15 protein-coding genes and 4 pseudogenes are annotated in these 14,796 nt (G+C 41.0%); 7 read left to right on the forward strand and 12 right to left on the reverse strand.

Features of this window, described 5'->3' with window-relative positions:
* Positions 1-19: 19 nt before the first annotated feature.
* Positions 20-1,024, reverse strand: a complete 1,005-nt coding sequence (locus tag B9T23_RS14080) for a putative oxygenase MesX (protein WP_067724390.1) — start codon at positions 1,022-1,024, stop codon at positions 20-22.
* 221 nt (positions 1,025-1,245) lie between these two features.
* Between B9T23_RS14080 and B9T23_RS16830 the strand changes: the two genes are divergently transcribed.
* The 3 genes from B9T23_RS16830 to B9T23_RS14090 all read left to right on the forward strand — a co-directional run bounded on the left by B9T23_RS16830 (position 1,246) and on the right by B9T23_RS14090 (position 1,987).
* Positions 1,246-1,407, forward strand: a complete 162-nt coding sequence (locus tag B9T23_RS16830; RefSeq protein WP_155859819.1) for a hypothetical protein — start codon at positions 1,246-1,248, stop codon at positions 1,405-1,407.
* 105 nt (positions 1,408-1,512) lie between these two features.
* Complete coding sequence (locus B9T23_RS14085; RefSeq protein ID WP_067724389.1) at positions 1,513-1,743, forward strand: hypothetical protein; 231 nt, start codon at positions 1,513-1,515, stop codon at positions 1,741-1,743.
* A 55-nt stretch (positions 1,744-1,798) separates the two neighbouring features.
* Entirely contained in the window at positions 1,799-1,987 is a 189-nt protein-coding gene (locus tag B9T23_RS14090) for an acetolactate decarboxylase (RefSeq protein WP_228145939.1), read from the forward strand.
* A 118-nt stretch (positions 1,988-2,105) separates the two neighbouring features.
* On the opposite strand, the pseudogene B9T23_RS17255 reads toward B9T23_RS14090, so the two are convergent.
* The 4 genes and pseudogenes from B9T23_RS17255 to B9T23_RS14105 all read right to left on the reverse strand — a co-directional run.
* A pseudogene (locus B9T23_RS17255) lies at positions 2,106-2,696 on the reverse strand (efflux RND transporter periplasmic adaptor subunit); the annotation flags it as partial.
* Positions 2,685-3,722 (reverse strand): annotated as a pseudogene (gene tnpC / locus B9T23_RS14095) (IS66 family transposase); the annotation flags it as partial. The pseudogenes B9T23_RS17255 and tnpC, both read right to left, overlap by 12 nt.
* Before the next feature lie 160 nt (positions 3,723-3,882).
* Positions 3,883-4,131 carry an IS66 family insertion sequence element accessory protein TnpB gene (gene tnpB, locus B9T23_RS14100; RefSeq protein ID WP_165493773.1) on the reverse strand — a complete coding sequence of 83 codons (249 nt, stop codon included), beginning with the start codon at positions 4,129-4,131 and terminating at the stop codon, positions 3,883-3,885.
* Positions 4,128-4,502, reverse strand: a complete 375-nt coding sequence (locus tag B9T23_RS14105; RefSeq protein WP_086194567.1) for a transposase — start codon at positions 4,500-4,502, stop codon at positions 4,128-4,130. The genes tnpB and B9T23_RS14105 overlap by 4 nt, the downstream gene beginning before the upstream one ends.
* A gap of 276 nt (positions 4,503-4,778) precedes the next feature.
* Between B9T23_RS14105 and B9T23_RS14110 the strand changes: the two genes are divergently transcribed.
* The gene (locus tag B9T23_RS14110) at positions 4,779-5,477 is read left to right on the forward strand and encodes a DUF1826 domain-containing protein (RefSeq protein WP_067724387.1); all 699 of its coding nucleotides are present in this window, start codon (positions 4,779-4,781) and stop codon (positions 5,475-5,477) included.
* A 460-nt stretch (positions 5,478-5,937) separates the two neighbouring features.
* Here the strand turns inward: B9T23_RS14110 and B9T23_RS14115 are convergent, their stop codons facing one another.
* The 3 genes and pseudogenes from B9T23_RS14115 to B9T23_RS14125 form a co-directional block, all read right to left on the reverse strand.
* Complete coding sequence (locus B9T23_RS14115; protein WP_067724386.1) at positions 5,938-6,987, reverse strand: MBL fold metallo-hydrolase; 1,050 nt, start codon at positions 6,985-6,987, stop codon at positions 5,938-5,940.
* 108 nt (positions 6,988-7,095) lie between these two features.
* Positions 7,096-7,296: pseudogene (locus B9T23_RS14120) on the reverse strand (IS3 family transposase); the annotation flags it as partial.
* A 451-nt stretch (positions 7,297-7,747) separates the two neighbouring features.
* Complete coding sequence (locus tag B9T23_RS14125; protein WP_086194568.1) at positions 7,748-8,740, reverse strand: Fic family protein; 993 nt, start codon at positions 8,738-8,740, stop codon at positions 7,748-7,750.
* 199 nt (positions 8,741-8,939) lie between these two features.
* Between B9T23_RS14125 and B9T23_RS14130 the strand changes: the two genes are divergently transcribed.
* Both B9T23_RS14130 and B9T23_RS14135 read left to right on the forward strand, forming a co-directional pair.
* A complete protein-coding gene (locus tag B9T23_RS14130) occupies positions 8,940-9,617 on the forward strand; it encodes a cupin domain-containing protein (protein ID WP_067724384.1) in 678 nt (225 codons plus the stop codon).
* A gap of 120 nt (positions 9,618-9,737) precedes the next feature.
* Positions 9,738-9,950 (forward strand): annotated as a pseudogene (locus B9T23_RS14135) (metalloregulator ArsR/SmtB family transcription factor); the annotation flags it as partial.
* A gap of 28 nt (positions 9,951-9,978) precedes the next feature.
* On the opposite strand, the gene B9T23_RS14140 reads toward B9T23_RS14135, so the two are convergent.
* The 4 genes from B9T23_RS14140 to dsbD form a co-directional block, all read right to left on the reverse strand.
* Positions 9,979-10,341: a YidH family protein gene (locus B9T23_RS14140; protein ID WP_067723078.1), complete on the reverse strand. Its 363-nt coding sequence runs from the start codon at positions 10,339-10,341 to the stop codon at positions 9,979-9,981.
* Positions 10,342-10,428: 87 nt separating this feature from the next.
* On the reverse strand, positions 10,429-11,181 hold the full coding sequence (dsbG, locus tag B9T23_RS14145) for a thiol:disulfide interchange protein DsbG (protein ID WP_067723080.1): 753 nt from the start codon (positions 11,179-11,181) through the stop codon (positions 10,429-10,431).
* A gap of 21 nt (positions 11,182-11,202) precedes the next feature.
* On the reverse strand, positions 11,203-11,958 hold the full coding sequence (locus B9T23_RS14150) for a prolipoprotein diacylglyceryl transferase family protein (protein ID WP_407640432.1): 756 nt from the start codon (positions 11,956-11,958) through the stop codon (positions 11,203-11,205).
* A gap of 83 nt (positions 11,959-12,041) precedes the next feature.
* Positions 12,042-14,012 (reverse strand): protein-disulfide reductase DsbD, encoded by a 1,971-nt coding sequence (dsbD, locus tag B9T23_RS14155; protein WP_067723087.1) that lies wholly within the window; start codon positions 14,010-14,012, stop codon positions 12,042-12,044.
* Between the two features lie 117 nt (positions 14,013-14,129).
* Here dsbD and B9T23_RS14160 point away from each other — a divergent pair, with 117 nt between their 5' ends.
* Complete coding sequence (locus B9T23_RS14160) at positions 14,130-14,792, forward strand: response regulator transcription factor (protein WP_067723089.1); 663 nt, start codon at positions 14,130-14,132, stop codon at positions 14,790-14,792.
* The last annotated feature ends 4 nt before the right edge of the window (positions 14,793-14,796 follow it).

Below are 14,796 nucleotides of genomic sequence, written 5' to 3' on the forward strand. Positions count from 1 at the left end.
CGTGAATCTATCTGGTGTATTAGGCAGCTTGATTTTGCTGAACATTGACTACAGTGAAGTTAGCAGCCCATTCATCAAGGATGTCTTTATATGGTTTTATGAAGTTTTCTTCTGTCCATTTGCCTTGTTTCACAGCCAATTCACCACGTTCAATACGGTCATAGACAATACGAGTTAATGAATAATCCCCATAGCTCAAGCTTGGCTGATACACCACACCTGCAGGTGAATTCGTATTATAAATTTCAGGACGATAGATTCTTTGGAAGCTTTCCATGGTGCTGATCGCGCTGATCAATTCGAAATCAGTGTAATCACGTAATAAGTCACCTGCACAGTAGAATGCTAAAGGTGCATTGCCATTTTCAGGCTTAAAGTAACGAACGCTTAAGCCCATTTTTGCGAAGTATTCATCGGTACGTGAATAGTCTTCATTGGTGTATTCCACACCTAAAATCGGGTGAACATTGGCAGTGCGGTAATAAGTTTTAGTCGTTGAAACACTTAAACAAATCACAGGTTGTTTGTTAAATTCAGCTTTAAAGACCTCTGAATTTACAAGATGTTGATACAACTTGCCGTGTAGATCACCAAAATCTTCAGGCTTTTCATTGAACTTGCAACCAAGTGATGGCAATACCACACTAAAGTCATAATCACGCACATAAGACGAAAAGCTGTTGCCAATCATGCCTTCAATACGTTCATTGGTATGGGTATGATGATCGATAATGGTACTTTTTAAGGTTTCAATGAAGGGGAAAGCTTGACCATTGCCTTCGATATCAATTTCTGCAGAGATGATATCGATTTCAAGTGAATAACGATCACCTTTTGGATTGTCGACCGTTGCCAAGCTATTAAAACGGTTATTGATCATTGCTAAAGTGCGACGAAGATTTTCTTGGCGGCTTTCACCACGTGCCAAATTAGCAAAGTTAGTCGTCAAACGTGTATTGTTAGCTGGCTCGTAGTTCTCATCAAAACGAATGCGCTTAATTGAACATTGAAATGTTGTACTCATGGAGATGTGCCCTAAATTTTTTAAATAAAAGCTAAATTTCTGTATGAGCCAATTAAAGCCTGAATTTAAACATGAGTAAAACGATATAAATTCAATAAAAGATGAGTAATATTCACTTTCAAGCTGGTTTTTATAAATAAATCGCTTTTTATTGACTACAAAAAAAGGATCTTACCAATAATAAAATTATATCTTAAAAAACAATTTTTTAAGTTAATTTCATGAACCGTATTTTGAGTATTCTAGCCATTATGGCGGTAATCAATACTGCTGCAATTGCTGCAGATACACCTTTCAAATTTATTCACTATGGCAACTTCAAGCATATGATGCATACAGGTGATGATCGAGGAACCGTCAAACTCTCAGCGTTGCCACAGTAAGAATCTACTTGGGGAATAGGGGCACTTGCAGGACGTAAGGGTGAGATTATTCAAATTGATGGCAAAATCGTTGTAACCTCAGGAAGCGATTTAACAGGAAAAATCTTGCCTCATGATACAAATGAACAGGCCTTTCTCTTTGCAAGTGGTCAAGTGACAAAATGGCAGGACATTTCTGTGCCATCAGATATGAATCAATCCCAATTAGAAGCGTTCCTCCTAGAAGAAGCAAAACGTTTAGGACTATCAACTGAGCAGCCTTTTGTATTCCGTTTACAAGGACATTATCCTGAATTACGTTGGCATGTTGTGACAGGCAAAAACCTCATCCAATAACTGAACAAACAGGCAGTCATACCACTAGCGCAAAAAATATCCTATAGAAAAACATATTTTCAATAGTCCAGATGCCCGAGGACAATTGATTGGTATATACAGTGGTCCTCAATTAGAAAGTGTGGTGACTTACCCAAATGAGTATTTTCATGCGCATTATATTGATGATCAGGCCAATATTTCTGGTCATGTAGAAGCTTATTCAGTTGCAAAAGGCACTATTCTGATGTTGCCTGTTGAATAACTGATGATGCAGTCCCGAATATTACGAATCACTTGACGATGCCATTCATGGGTATAAAATAGCGTGCCTATAAGGAGATGGTATTCCTCCTTCTACAAACCGCCATTCTGGCTGATAAAATACTATCTTCACCTTCAATACTTTGCACCGCAGACTTTTGAATCCGTAGGGCTGATTTTGCAGTAGCTTCCGAAATCAACACCCTCACCAACACATTAGGATGCAACTCAGCCGCTTGCACATCGAGTTTTGCACGCACCACCAAACGCCCTGTTTGTACATCTGCCTGAGAGATTAAGCTTTGTACAATAGCTTTATAGGTTTGTTCTGAATCATTCACTTTAAAGTCAATTTTTGTCCGGCTTGCAATTGACCTGAGAATTGATTCGGCAAATTAAACTCAAGCCATAAATCTTTCAGCTGTTCAATGACAAAGAGTTGATCAGACAATTGTACATTTTCACCAACCACAATATCTTTTTGACTGATCACCCCGGAGATCGGCGCTCGAATCAAAAAGCGTCCATTATTATTTCCGCTCGCACCTAATGCGTTTAAACGTGCTTGTGAAGACTGAACAGTGATCTATGCTTGACGATAGGCACTTTCTGCACGCTGGTAATCCTGCTTGGCAGAAATTCCCTGTGACCAGAGTTGCTGTTCGCGCTGGTAGTTCTTGACGGGTCAAATCCAGATTCGCCTGCGCCATGCAGCCCACCTCAATGACCTGGCCTGATCTAAAGCATGCTTTATAACCACTGTAATCATCACAGACCAAATGGCCCTGCCATCCCTTCAGGAACTCTTCAGCATGCTGACCTGAACGGCTCGGCTGAAAGTCATAGATGACTGCCTGAACTGGATTGTACTGTGTAGTTGCATAGGCCCAGACATAACCTTTCTTCGGTTTTTTCTCATCATCACCAAGCTGCATGGTGGTGACCGGCGTTTCATCTGCATGGTTCACCCGCTGCTGCTGCACCACCTGTTTTAAGGCATCCGCCAAGGGTTCAAGTTCCACCCCACAGCGAGCAATCCAGTCAGATAATGTGGATCTGGACAGATCAATTCCCGCGCGTAGAAAGATCTGGCGCTGACGGTACAACGGTAAATGATCGGCATATTTAGACACCAACACATGGCTCAGCAATTCTGCACTGGCAATGCCTTTATCAATCACATAAGCAGGCATCGCTTGCTGAGTCAGGGTGTCATACTGGTCACAGACCCATTTGCCACGGATATGCTGTTCCTTATAGAACTGTGCCGGTCTGAAGTTCAGTTTCTCACTGATATCTTCACCGATACGACGTAACTGGCAGCCACAACTGCATTGCGTTGATGCAGGTTCATGCTCAATACGGATGGTTTGCAGATGATCTGGCAGCGGTCGACGTTTAGGTTTATTTGCTGTGGCTTTCTGCGCTGTTGTATTCGTTTTATCCGCATTCAGCCGTTCCAACTCTAAATCGACTGCTGCGATATCTTCTTCGACCGCTTCGTCCCACAAATGGATTTTTTTGGCAGTTAAGTGTTCATTCTTTTGGGCAAATTTATGCCGTTTAAACAAAGCCAGTTCATGCTCGTATTTTTGAGTGAGAATGGAAAGATGTTGAACTTTGGCATCCAATTGCTGATTTGATTGTGCCAGAGACTGATGCTGCATCGTCAACTGTCTGGTGAATTCCAGCAGTTGTTCATGGGTCAGTTGGCTTAAATCAGACAGCGTATTCATGACCGCAGTATGCCTGAGGTCATGAAGGAGAGAAAATAGAACGTTTGGAGAATAGCAGAATGCACTAGTCTGGTTTAGAGCATAGTGACCACCTGCTGTCGTCCAATGCGCTGCCAGAGCAAACCCTGGATCAGTGCCTGTAACTGTTCCGGGCTGAGGGCTACGGTTTACCCTGGTGAATCTGAGCCCAGTGAAATTTGCCTTGTTCCAGCTGCCGGGCACACAGCCAGATGCCCAGTCCATCATGCACCAGCACTTTCATGCGATGACCACGTTTATTACAGAACAGGTAGGCACAATGTGGTTTGATTGAACCAAAGGCTTTCATGATCTGCGCCATGGCAGTATCCATCCCTGCACGCATATCCATGGGCTGGGTAGAGAGCCAAATTTCAGCAATACGGATCATGTTGCCAGTGCCTTGAGTAATTCTGCCAAGGCAGACATTTCTGATGCCTGCCATTTTAACTGGATCGCGTTATTGGCATGAGGCACAGTGATGTGCAGGGTGATCATCACATCAATAGGTTTACTGATTGCAGCTGTATAAGGCAAAGCAATAAATGCCGGCTTAACATGGGCAGGATTCTGCACGGCACCATCATGATAATTGAAGCTTCTGATCCAACGACTGACGAGGTTTGCATTAAGACCATGCTTCAGTGCGACCGAGGTATTAGGATCTTTGCAGGCATTTACAATGCTGAGTTTGAATTCTTTGCTGTATGTTCTACGTTTTTTAGCAACCGGAGGTGTTGCAGAATATATATCCATGCTCATTGACTAAGTCCCCACTTGTTTTTAAGTGGGAACCAAATTAAGGCTTATAGGATAGCTTGGTAAGATGAGTTCGCCGGATGCTTACTCTTAAACTCATCAAGCAACATACCTATAGGTTATGTCGAAAATAGCTGCTTTACTGTATGCCCTTATGCCTATAAAAATGATATCAATGTTGTTAACGTTCATAAAATCAACTTGTGCCATTAATCCTTCTCCATTTCTTTAAAGCTGGATGTATGATTAGACCTAGTTTATGAATTACTTAATTCTAGTATGAAGAATACATTTCCTGACCACAATCAAATTAGCGTGGTTTCTACTTTTTCAGAACTTGTAAATTCGAATTTTCAACGAGAGATGAATGCCATTTGCTGGTCTAGACATTTGGTGGGTGATTTTAAAGAGATTGTGGCTAAACTTGATTTAAAAGAAAACATTACAGAAGTTTCTATTGAAGATCTTCTGGTGCTACAGCTTTCAAAGAAAGGGCATCTAGCCAGAGAAATGATCTTAAGAGATATGCAGCTGTTAACTGATTTCGGCGCATCACCTTCTCTTAATTTGCTGAAAAGCTATGAACAGGATGAATATCTAGATTTCATTTCAACAGATGTATATTCGTACCATGTTGATCGTGCCCCCATCGAAACGGATACTTTTTTATGTACATATCATGGTGCTGCGAGTGAAATCTTGCCCAATGACCAGGTTGAGCAAAAAATCTTGATTCCAGAAATCAGAGAGCAGCTTAAAAAATTACATGACGGGCCTGAAGCTGAGTTCGAAATGTTTCTCGAAGAATATTTCTTTGATCTACACTATCAGCCTAAACCGGATGCAAAACCTGTGAATTTAGGTTTAGGGCATCTTTGGCGACTTGCAGTCGATCATCCAACACAACAGGTTTTACCTTGTGTGCATAGAGCTCCTGCTGAAAAAGATGGTGAGTATAGACTGCTATTGATCTGTTAAATTTTTATTCAATATATAGTGGATGAGCTTGGTTCCTATAAAATTTGAGTGCTGCATCTGCCCATTTCTTAAATGCTCTAAAGAAATTGGACAGATCAGCCATAGCGTAACTGATGTGCAATTTCTTCAATAGCAATATTTCGCTTTTCCCAATAAATATTTTGCTTTCGCTCGCTTTACTTCTGCAACTGGTATATTAAATGAAGACTAAAATTTTGGTGGCTATTGAAATGTTCTAAATGTTTCGGTAAATGCCTATTTGAACGATGTACTAAAAGACTACCAACGCAGAAAATGAGCCAGATTGAAAAGTTGCTGCCCCACTAGTAACGTCCAATGAGGGCTTTTTTATTCTGCTAAAACAAAAACAGGTGTTTTTATATAAAATTTATTCACACACAAAACTTCGGATTTTTGGCTTAGTAATTGTCTAGATCGAAATAAAGATGACTTAGAAAAATTAAGGTGTGTAAGTATCTATTTTAGTAGGTGTTAATAAAAAACTCATTAAGTCTCGACCCACTACTAATGGACCTTGATAATTTACCTTAGTCCGTTGGATTAACACCTCATCAGGAATACCAATAATTCTAGACGAAACTCCATTTACAATGTGACTATATACTGCCATTTTAGGTTTAGTTTGATTAAAAATTTCACCTGCCTCTCGAGGATTAGTGTGATGAGCATACACTTGTGGCACGGCATGAGTATCTTGAAACTCTGCTACTTCATGTATCAATAAATCAACACCTTTGCCATATTTAAGCACATTAGCAGTGGGGATTGTATCACCACTTATCACTACTGCACGTCCAGCATAATCCACTCTATAACCTAGGGCAGGTTGAATAGCACCATGATGGTCATGTTCAACTTTAAAGGCAGTGACGACTACGCCATTTTGATTAAAAACAACGCCGCCTTCAGCAGAAAATTCATGAGCAACAATATTAGTGGTATCTTTTTTTAGCTCACCATCTGCTACTCTAACTCGAATATCGTCTGCATGGGCTATCTTCAACCCTTCTACTAAAGCAAGGACGCCAGTTGGTCCATATACATTAAAATCACTTTGACGACCTCCAAAAGCAGGTATGTAGCCTGTCATCCACATATCACTAAGACCATTTACATGGTCGGAATGATAATGGGTTAAAAACACACCATCCACCTTTCCTAGCAGTATACCTGCTTGTGTTAAACGAATGACTGCTCCTCGCCCTGCATCAAAAACAAGATTATATCCTCCAGCTTGTACCAATGTAGACATACCAAAACGTTGTTCACTAGGTACAGGACTACCTGTTCCCAATAAAGTTACACGCATTTCATCTTTATTTGGAGAAATACGGGCAGGATGGATGCTCGCAAGGTGCAAGTATTCATTATTACTCGTTACTGCTTTGCTCCTCCCTTGTGAAACAAATGTAGGGGTATGAACACAGGCAGTTAATAGTAAAGGTAGAATAAGACCAGAAGCTGCTGTTACTATTGATTTTTTGTTCATAACTTATCCTTGTTTAGCTCTTAAATACTGAGACTAAAATCTTGTATCATTAATTGTATGACTTACTCAGAAATAGATTGTCACCACTCTCCTAGACATGAGGTAACCTCATTTTGAAGCTGCATCAAATGCTTCTGGGCTCATTCCATCGAGATGAGAAGGATGCCTGATTCTATTGTAAAACATCTCGATATAATCAAACACATCCGCACGAGCCATTTCTCGTGTTTTATAGATTCTCTTTTTAATTCTGTCCTTCTTTAAGCTGCTAAAAAAGAATTCTGAAACAGCGTTGTCGCATGAGCTGCGACTACAGCTGCGTAAGGCTACGATGACTCATACTCGGAACGATAATCCCCCCTAAAAAAATAGGATCTAAAAGTAGAATTTTGTTTTAAGATACAAGCAGGAGATTCTATATTCAAAATAGAGACCTTATACTTTATATAGTTTTACATTTTATAGCTCTCGCCAAAATCTCTCCGGCGATTAGATAGCATAGAAGAAGCGTGGGGTGGCGTCAATTGAACTCAAAACTGAACCTATTAATTTTAAACACAATTTTATAAATATAAATATTCATTGACCCAAATTAGATTTAGTGCATTGAATCACTTTAAAATCTTGTTCAAATCCTAATTCAGGATTTGAAATGGCGTACGGCATTATAGCAGAACATTATACTGAAAAATAATTGCAATGTTATAACGTTACAATTAATTCCTTGTGATATTAATCATCACATCAACCTCAGTATAGTTCAATTTTTTAATTTGTATTTTTGCTTAGGACTCTTAGGCTTATCAGGAAGGGTACGTTCAACCACACCTGCTTCTAATGCTGGAGTTAAATAATTTTTTTGGAATGTTGCTCGGTGGGACAAGTCTAATAGAGCCATCAGCTCAGTTAGGCTATATTCCTTCTGCTCCATATTCTGGATGAGACGTTTAACTTGATCGCTAACTTGTACGCTAGCTTGAGCGGTATCTTGATCGCTGGCATCAGAACTGAGTATTGCATCTAGAATCATCTGCAAAATAAACTCAATAAAAGGTGCAGAATCTGAGCGATCTGTACTCGCTTGCAATGCATCGTAATAAGCTTTTTGGTTTTGATAAATCAAGCTTTCTACAGGGATATTGAGAAAAATTGGATTCCACTGGCTTAAGATTAAAGTTTGCCATAAACGCCCCATACGCCCATTGCCATCAGCAAATGGGTGTATAAACTCAAACTCATAATGAAATACTGAACTCTGAATTAATGGGTGCTCATTGCCTTCATCCAACCACTGCAATAATTCTCCCATTAAACGGTGGACTTGATTTGCAGGCGGAGCCATATGCACGACTTGATCCCCTGACATCACACCAACACCACCATGACGATACTGTCCAACCTCATCAATCAGTCCTGTCATCAATATTTGATGTGCTTTAAGCAAATGCGATTCTTGATCAGGATTCCAATCTTGAATTTCTTCATATGCCTTTAGGGCATTACGTACCTCTTGAACTTCTTTAGGTGGAGCGATAATGGTCTTGCCATTCAGGATCGCTGTGATTTGCTCTGTACTCAAGGTATTTCCTTCTATCGCTAAAGACCCTTGAATCGTTCGAATACGATTGGCTTTTCGCAATTTAAGGCTATCTTGGATTTGGGTTAATGCAGTCAAACGCCCTATTGATTCACTAATTTGTGCAATCAAGTGAATAATTTTAGAGGTGATCGTATAAGGCGGTTGATATTTCATGCCATTCCTAATTGATGTAAAAACAAAGCACAGTTGATTAAACTCTAAAATATTAATATTTCATAGCTTAGTGAGTAATATCTGCTATCAACATGCTTATCTTTTCTGAAACAGTGAGCTCACTAATCGCTATTTCTTTTAAAATAAACCTGTGCATTCTCGTTAAAATACCTAGGTTTCTTCATTACAGGACAACATTATGTTTATTCATGCCGACTTCTCACAACCCGTCATCATCAAGCCAGAGGATTACCATTGGGTGAAATCTCCAGGAGGTGAAGTCGACAGAATGATGCTTGATCGTATTGGCGATGAGAAAGCACGTGCAACTAGTCTTGTGAAATACGCACCAGAATCTACCTTTCCTGAACATCAACATCCTTTGGGTGAAGAAGTCCTCATCTTGTCAGGCATTTTTACCGAGAATGCTGAAGATGATTATCAGGCAGGCTGGTATTTACGTAACCCTCATCGTTCAACTCATCGGGTTTCCAGTAAAGCTGGTTGTTTAATCTTTGTGAAACTGATGCAAATGACTGAACATGAGATAGAGTCCACCCGAATTAATACCAATGATCCAGCGAATTGGAAGCTTACCGAACATCGGATGATATGCCCGCTATTTCAATCGGAACATGAGCAGACCTATTTAGAAAAGCTAAAACCTGCTCAGATTTTCGAAGAGAAATCAGAACAAGGGATTGAATTGTTCATTATCAAAGGTCAATTATTTTGCGGCTCTCAAATATATCCAGCAGGTTCGTGGGCTCGCTTTCCCATCAATAGTGTTGCTAAATTTCAGGCAGGTACTTCAGGTGCAACTCTTTATGTCAAAACTGGTCATCTGCAACATGCCATAGATGTATGGGTAAAATGAACAATAATGTGTCTTCAAAATGAAGCTGTCTCGTGTCTAGAATAATAGGAGCAGTCCACTTACCACTTTTACAATCAATACAAAATGTAATGGTATCTCCCTACATTTCTGATTTTATTTTTATGTGTGTTGATCAATTGCGAGTTAAATATCCAGCAAATTGAAGATTGTACTGACATTCATCAACCGACCCTTTCACAGCAACTGACCGTGTTACGTAACAATAAAATTGTCTCGACACGTCGTGAAGGTAAGTAAATTTTTTACCAACTGGCTGACCCTAAAGTACTCGGTATTATGCAAACTTTATATCAACTGTACTGTCAGGAATAAGTACGCCTCTCAACCTTGCTTGAACGGCCTAATTAAGCCAAAACGAGATGATTAGCAAAATTCCCGTCAGCATGGTAAATAAATTCAGCCAGACTGGATGTTGAGTCTGATAACCTTCTATAAATTCCTGTTCCATTAATGAACGAAGTCCATGTCGGTATTGTAGGATAGAACCTACGTTCACCAACATACCAAATACAATGACTGCAATCCCAAGCCACTGAGCATAGACAATTTTGTTGTGATATTGCTCGGGATTAACCAACTGCACCAATAAATTCGATTTTTCAATCACAAAGCCAAAGGCAATGAGTGCCAAACCACTACGGTTCCATGCCAGTGCAGTACGCTCTAAGGCAAACAAAACACGTGGATCTTGTAAATTTGACATTCATCCTCCTTGTTAGGAGTTGATCATCAACACCTTAGCATTATCTACACACTGTTTTTGTGTTGGCTTTGTGAGTGAGTATAATCATTATTTTTCAAAGATTTCTTTTAAATCCCCTGGCATGCCTTGTGCCGATTGGAAGTTACCTTTGCTGTCACGCCAAGCCATCGACGGTGTGGAGAAAAAGCCGTATTTCCCCATCAGGGCCTGGTTGGCATCAATTTTGGCAGCAATTTCTGCAGGAATCTTTTCCATTTTCTTGAGCTGCTTTTTGCCTTTATTCTTGTTCATATCGTTAAAAACTGCCGCTGGATCTTTCGACATTAACAATGTTGCCACCTGGCCACGGCTTTCTTCACGGATCACACCAACCTGAATATGACGCAGCTGTACCTTGCCTGATTCTACCCAAGGCCGAGCCGCGTGCCAGAATTTATAGCAATATGGACAATTCGGATCGGAAAAGACATAGACCACACGTGGTGCATCTGGCTTACCATCCTGGATCCAGGTCGATTTTTCCAGGGTTTTCCAGACATCGTCCAATACCGCTTTTTTCATATGCTTTTCAATCTGCTCATTGGAAAGGCTTTTCCCTTGCGCATCAAACAGTTCGCCCTTGATATAATATTTGTCATCATTGGAGATAAATACCGTATTGGAATACTGATCTTCATGCCCCACCCAACCCGTTAAACCTTCAGGTGAAGGAATTTGTTTAACAAACTCAAAGCCATCTTTTTCCAGTTGCTTTTTAATCGTATTTGGATCGGCATTCACACCACATGCCACCGTCAGCATAGTTCCGAGTAGTACACTCGCTTTAAATATTGTATTCATGACTAAAATCCTATAATCAATTTATGGGTTAATTTTATTTAGATATTGTTGCAACATGGCCTGACTGAGTTCGCCTTGATGGCGCTCGATTAACTCCCCTTGTGCATTAAAAAATAAGGTGGTCGGTAAGCCAAAACTGTTTACTGCTTGCGGCATTTCACCCTGAGTATCGAGCATTACATGTTTAAAACTGAATTGATTTTTAGAGAGATAAGCTCGTACCGTGTCGACATCTTCACCTTGATTCAACATGACAAAATGAATATCAGGATGCTGATCGTGAGCACGCTGTAATATAGGCATTTCACGATGACACGGAGGACACCAACTTGCCCATAAATTGACGACCGTTGGCTGTCCTTGAAATTGTTGCATTGACACAAGAGCCGGCTGAACTTGACCTGTACTCTTTAGGGATTCAAAACTTAAAGCTGGATGATGGGTTTCTTTTTGCAGAACATGTTGGGTGATAAATCCTGTCCCTAACAAAACCGCAAACATAACGAGAAAGCTCGCTTTGGCTTTCGCAGCAATGGCAGGATTTTTCCACCATAACCATGCCGCACCGAAGACTACACCACCAATCAGACTAAAACCTTTGTCTTGGATTTTTAGGATATCTATTGGCGATGCCATATAAGACTCAAAGTTCAAGCAGATAAAAACTAGACGCGCGCCAATTAAACCGACCCAAACACTGCTCCATATCGAATCTTGAAAATTTTGTTGAATTTCCTGTGACCAATGTGCCTGCTGTCCCACTTTACGCCCAATCATTACAGTGATCAGCAATGCCAGTAGTAAGATCAACAATCCCCCCGGCAACATCAATGGTCCAATATGTAATGCTTCACTTGAAATCATGGTGCTGTTCCTTGTTGGGGTAAACGTGCGATCAGTTGCGCAGCACTAAAGGTGCCTGTTAAACGGATTTCACGCTGTTCTTGATGTTGTGCATTTAAGAAAATCATGGTTGGTGGCCCTAAGATTTGCCATTCTTTTAATACCACATCCTGACTCGGCTCATATTCGGTCAAATCAAATTTAATTAGGGCAACATTAGCCAAACCTGCTTGTACATCGGCACGTGGAATCACCTCTTTTTCAATCGGCTGACAGGCCACGCACCAATCGGCATACACATCAATCAACACCGCTTGCCCTTGCACCTCAGCGAGTGTTTGCTTGAGTTCAGTTTCGTTACGTACCTTCTGCCATGTGAGTAGCTCTGAGGCTTGTGCGGTATTCAATTGCGACCATGCTTGTAGTGCATAACTTCCTGCGAAAAATACCGTACCTAGGCTGAGCAAAATGAGTAAGACTTGACTGAAACGTTGGGTGGCATACGGTCGCATTTTCACTAAGACGTAGACACTCATCGCAAGGAACAAGCTTGCCATTAATAGCAAATACCAAACACTTGGTAACAGTGGACGTAAGAAATACACCGCTAACAACAGCATGACAAAACCAAAGGTGAATTTCAGACGATCCATCCATACCCCAGGTTTCGGTAAATATTGCGCACCAAATACACAGGCAATTAACAGTGGTAAACCCACACCCACACCCAGTACAAATAAGTAGCTCGACCCCATCCACGGATCAGGCAATTGAGCTACAAAGAGTAAAGCCCCTGCCAGTGGTGCACTCATACATGGCCCCACAATAAGCGCCGAGATTATCCCCATAATAAACGAGCCCAACAGCGTTCCGCCTTTTTGACGTTGTTGCCATTGGTCTAAACGCTGTAACAGTCCTTGTGGTAAAGAAAATTGGAATGCACCAAACAAATTGAGCGCAAACACCACAAACATCACTGCAAATAGCCCAATAAACAGTGGACTTTGCAACCAACGCTGGAAGTTATAACCAAGCCCTGCCACTGCCAAGCCCATTAAGGCATAGACCAAGGCCATACCCAACACGAATACACCTGCAATAATGCCTGCACGGTAACCACGATGACGTTGTACCAAAATGCTCGATAAAATCGGAATCAGTGGTAAAGAACACGGTAAAAATGCGAGGAGTACACCTAAACCTAGAAAGATCATAAGATTGAGGGCGATATTTTCCGTCGAGAGCAAATTAAAAAAGTATTGATCGTTATTCCAATCGCTTTGATTATTTGGCACTGTTGTAGTGATTGTATTATTCGGCTCTGAACTTGCTTGCGTGATCAAAGCATCTTGTACCTGTGGTGCACTCGCTTCATTGAGCTCAGTCAACACAGTCGTTTCAGATGAAGTAATTAAAGCGCTCTCGTTATTTTCAGCTTCCGCTTTGTTCGTTTTGGTTTCAGCAGTAACCACCTCGGCTTTCTTTGGCTGATCTTCCACAGGTGCATTCAACAGCGAAGTCGATGCCACTGAATCTAATAATTTCTTTTGGGCTAGGCCTTGTCCTATAATATTACTTGCAGGTAATAATCCATCAGCATCAGTGTGAATGGTGGTGCGCTGAACGGGATAACATAAGCCACTTTCGGCACAGCCCTGCCATTCAATTTTATAACTTTGATTCGGTTGCATCGGTACGGCAGTTTGTACCTGCCCATAATGCACTTCGGTCATGCCAAAATTCGGATCATCTTTTTGTTGTGGGCTTGGCAGTGTTAAAGACAGCGTTTTTCCACCCTCCATCACTTTAAGCTGATCATGGTACAGATAATAACCATTGGCAATTTTCCATGTCAGGGTGGCTTTGTCTTGAGGGGTAGACACCGCCTGAAAACCAAAGGCTTGATCAGGCGGTAAAAACTCAGCCGATGCACTTTGCACCGCCAATGCTGTCAGTACCCCACAGAGTCCAGATAACCAAGTGCGCATCATGATCCTAATTATTATCATCAATATGAATGTGCCTATTATGGGAAAACTAAAATTAAGAGAGCATTAATAAGATAAATCATTTATAAAATAGAGCCATAATGATAGGAAACTGCTATGTTTGTCGTTTTGGTCGAAGATGATCCGTATATTGCCGAAAGTATTTGCGCCTCATTGGATTTTTTAAATATTTCGGTGGAGCATGTCAGTAACGCCCGTGATGCTGATTATTTTGTTCGCCACAGTGCGGTAGATTTGTGCCTACTCGATTTAGGACTGCCCGACCAAGATGGTTTGGACTTACTGAAAAAATGGCGTAGTGATCAAATTCATACCCCTGTCCTGGTGTTGACCGCTCGCTTACAGACCCAACAATGTGTTGAAGCATTAAACTTAGGTGCAGATGATTATTTGACCAAGCCCTTTGAACTCGATGAACTGATCGCACGGATTCATGCTTTAACCCGTCGCCATCGTGGATTTTCATCCAATGTCATTCAATTTGAAGGCTTACAACTCAATAAAGACACGCAAGAAGTCAGCTATCAAGCTCAAGTCATTCAGCTATCACGCCGAGAGTACAGCCTGCTTGAAACCTTAATGAGCCATCCCAATCAAGTGCTAAAAAATGAAGTCTTGCTTGATAAGTTATATGGCTTTCAAGACAGTATCGAAAGCAATGCACTGAATGTGCATATTTACCATTTACGCCAAAAACTCGGTGCAGACTATATCCAGACTGTGCGTGGCGTTGGCTACATGTTTAAAGTGCCCGAGTAATACC

Source organism: Acinetobacter terrae (assembly GCF_002135195.1).
Classification (GTDB): Bacteria; Pseudomonadota; Gammaproteobacteria; order Pseudomonadales; family Moraxellaceae; genus Acinetobacter; species Acinetobacter terrae.

Excerpts from the sequence above, each read along its gene's own strand:
- B9T23_RS16830 (WP_155859819.1), top strand. The coding sequence starts at position 1,246 with ATGAACCGTATTTTGAGTATTCTAGCCATTATGGCGGTAATCAATACT.
- B9T23_RS14105 (WP_086194567.1), bottom strand. The coding sequence starts at position 4,502 with ATGAGCATGGATATATATTCTGCAACACCTCCGGTTGCTAAAAAACGT.
- B9T23_RS14080 (WP_067724390.1), bottom strand. The coding sequence starts at position 1,024 with ATGAGTACAACATTTCAATGTTCAATTAAGCGCATTCGTTTTGATGAG.
- B9T23_RS14115 (WP_067724386.1), bottom strand. The coding sequence starts at position 6,987 with ATGAACAAAAAATCAATAGTAACAGCAGCTTCTGGTCTTATTCTACCT.
- B9T23_RS14125 (WP_086194568.1), bottom strand. The coding sequence starts at position 8,740 with ATGAAATATCAACCGCCTTATACGATCACCTCTAAAATTATTCACTTG.
- B9T23_RS14140 (WP_067723078.1), bottom strand. The coding sequence starts at position 10,341 with ATGTCAAATTTACAAGATCCACGTGTTTTGTTTGCCTTAGAGCGTACT.
- B9T23_RS14110 (WP_067724387.1), top strand. The coding sequence starts at position 4,779 with ATGAAGAATACATTTCCTGACCACAATCAAATTAGCGTGGTTTCTACT.
- B9T23_RS14150 (WP_407640432.1), bottom strand. The coding sequence starts at position 11,958 with ATGATTGGGCGTAAAGTGGGACAGCAGGCACATTGGTCACAGGAAATT.
- dsbG (WP_067723080.1), bottom strand. The coding sequence starts at position 11,181 with ATGAATACAATATTTAAAGCGAGTGTACTACTCGGAACTATGCTGACG.
- dsbD (WP_067723087.1), bottom strand. The coding sequence starts at position 14,012 with ATGCGCACTTGGTTATCTGGACTCTGTGGGGTACTGACAGCATTGGCG.
- B9T23_RS14130 (WP_067724384.1), top strand. The coding sequence starts at position 8,940 with ATGTTTATTCATGCCGACTTCTCACAACCCGTCATCATCAAGCCAGAG.
- tnpB (WP_165493773.1), bottom strand. The coding sequence starts at position 4,131 with ATGATCCGTATTGCTGAAATTTGGCTCTCTACCCAGCCCATGGATATG.
- B9T23_RS14160 (WP_067723089.1), top strand. The coding sequence starts at position 14,130 with ATGTTTGTCGTTTTGGTCGAAGATGATCCGTATATTGCCGAAAGTATT.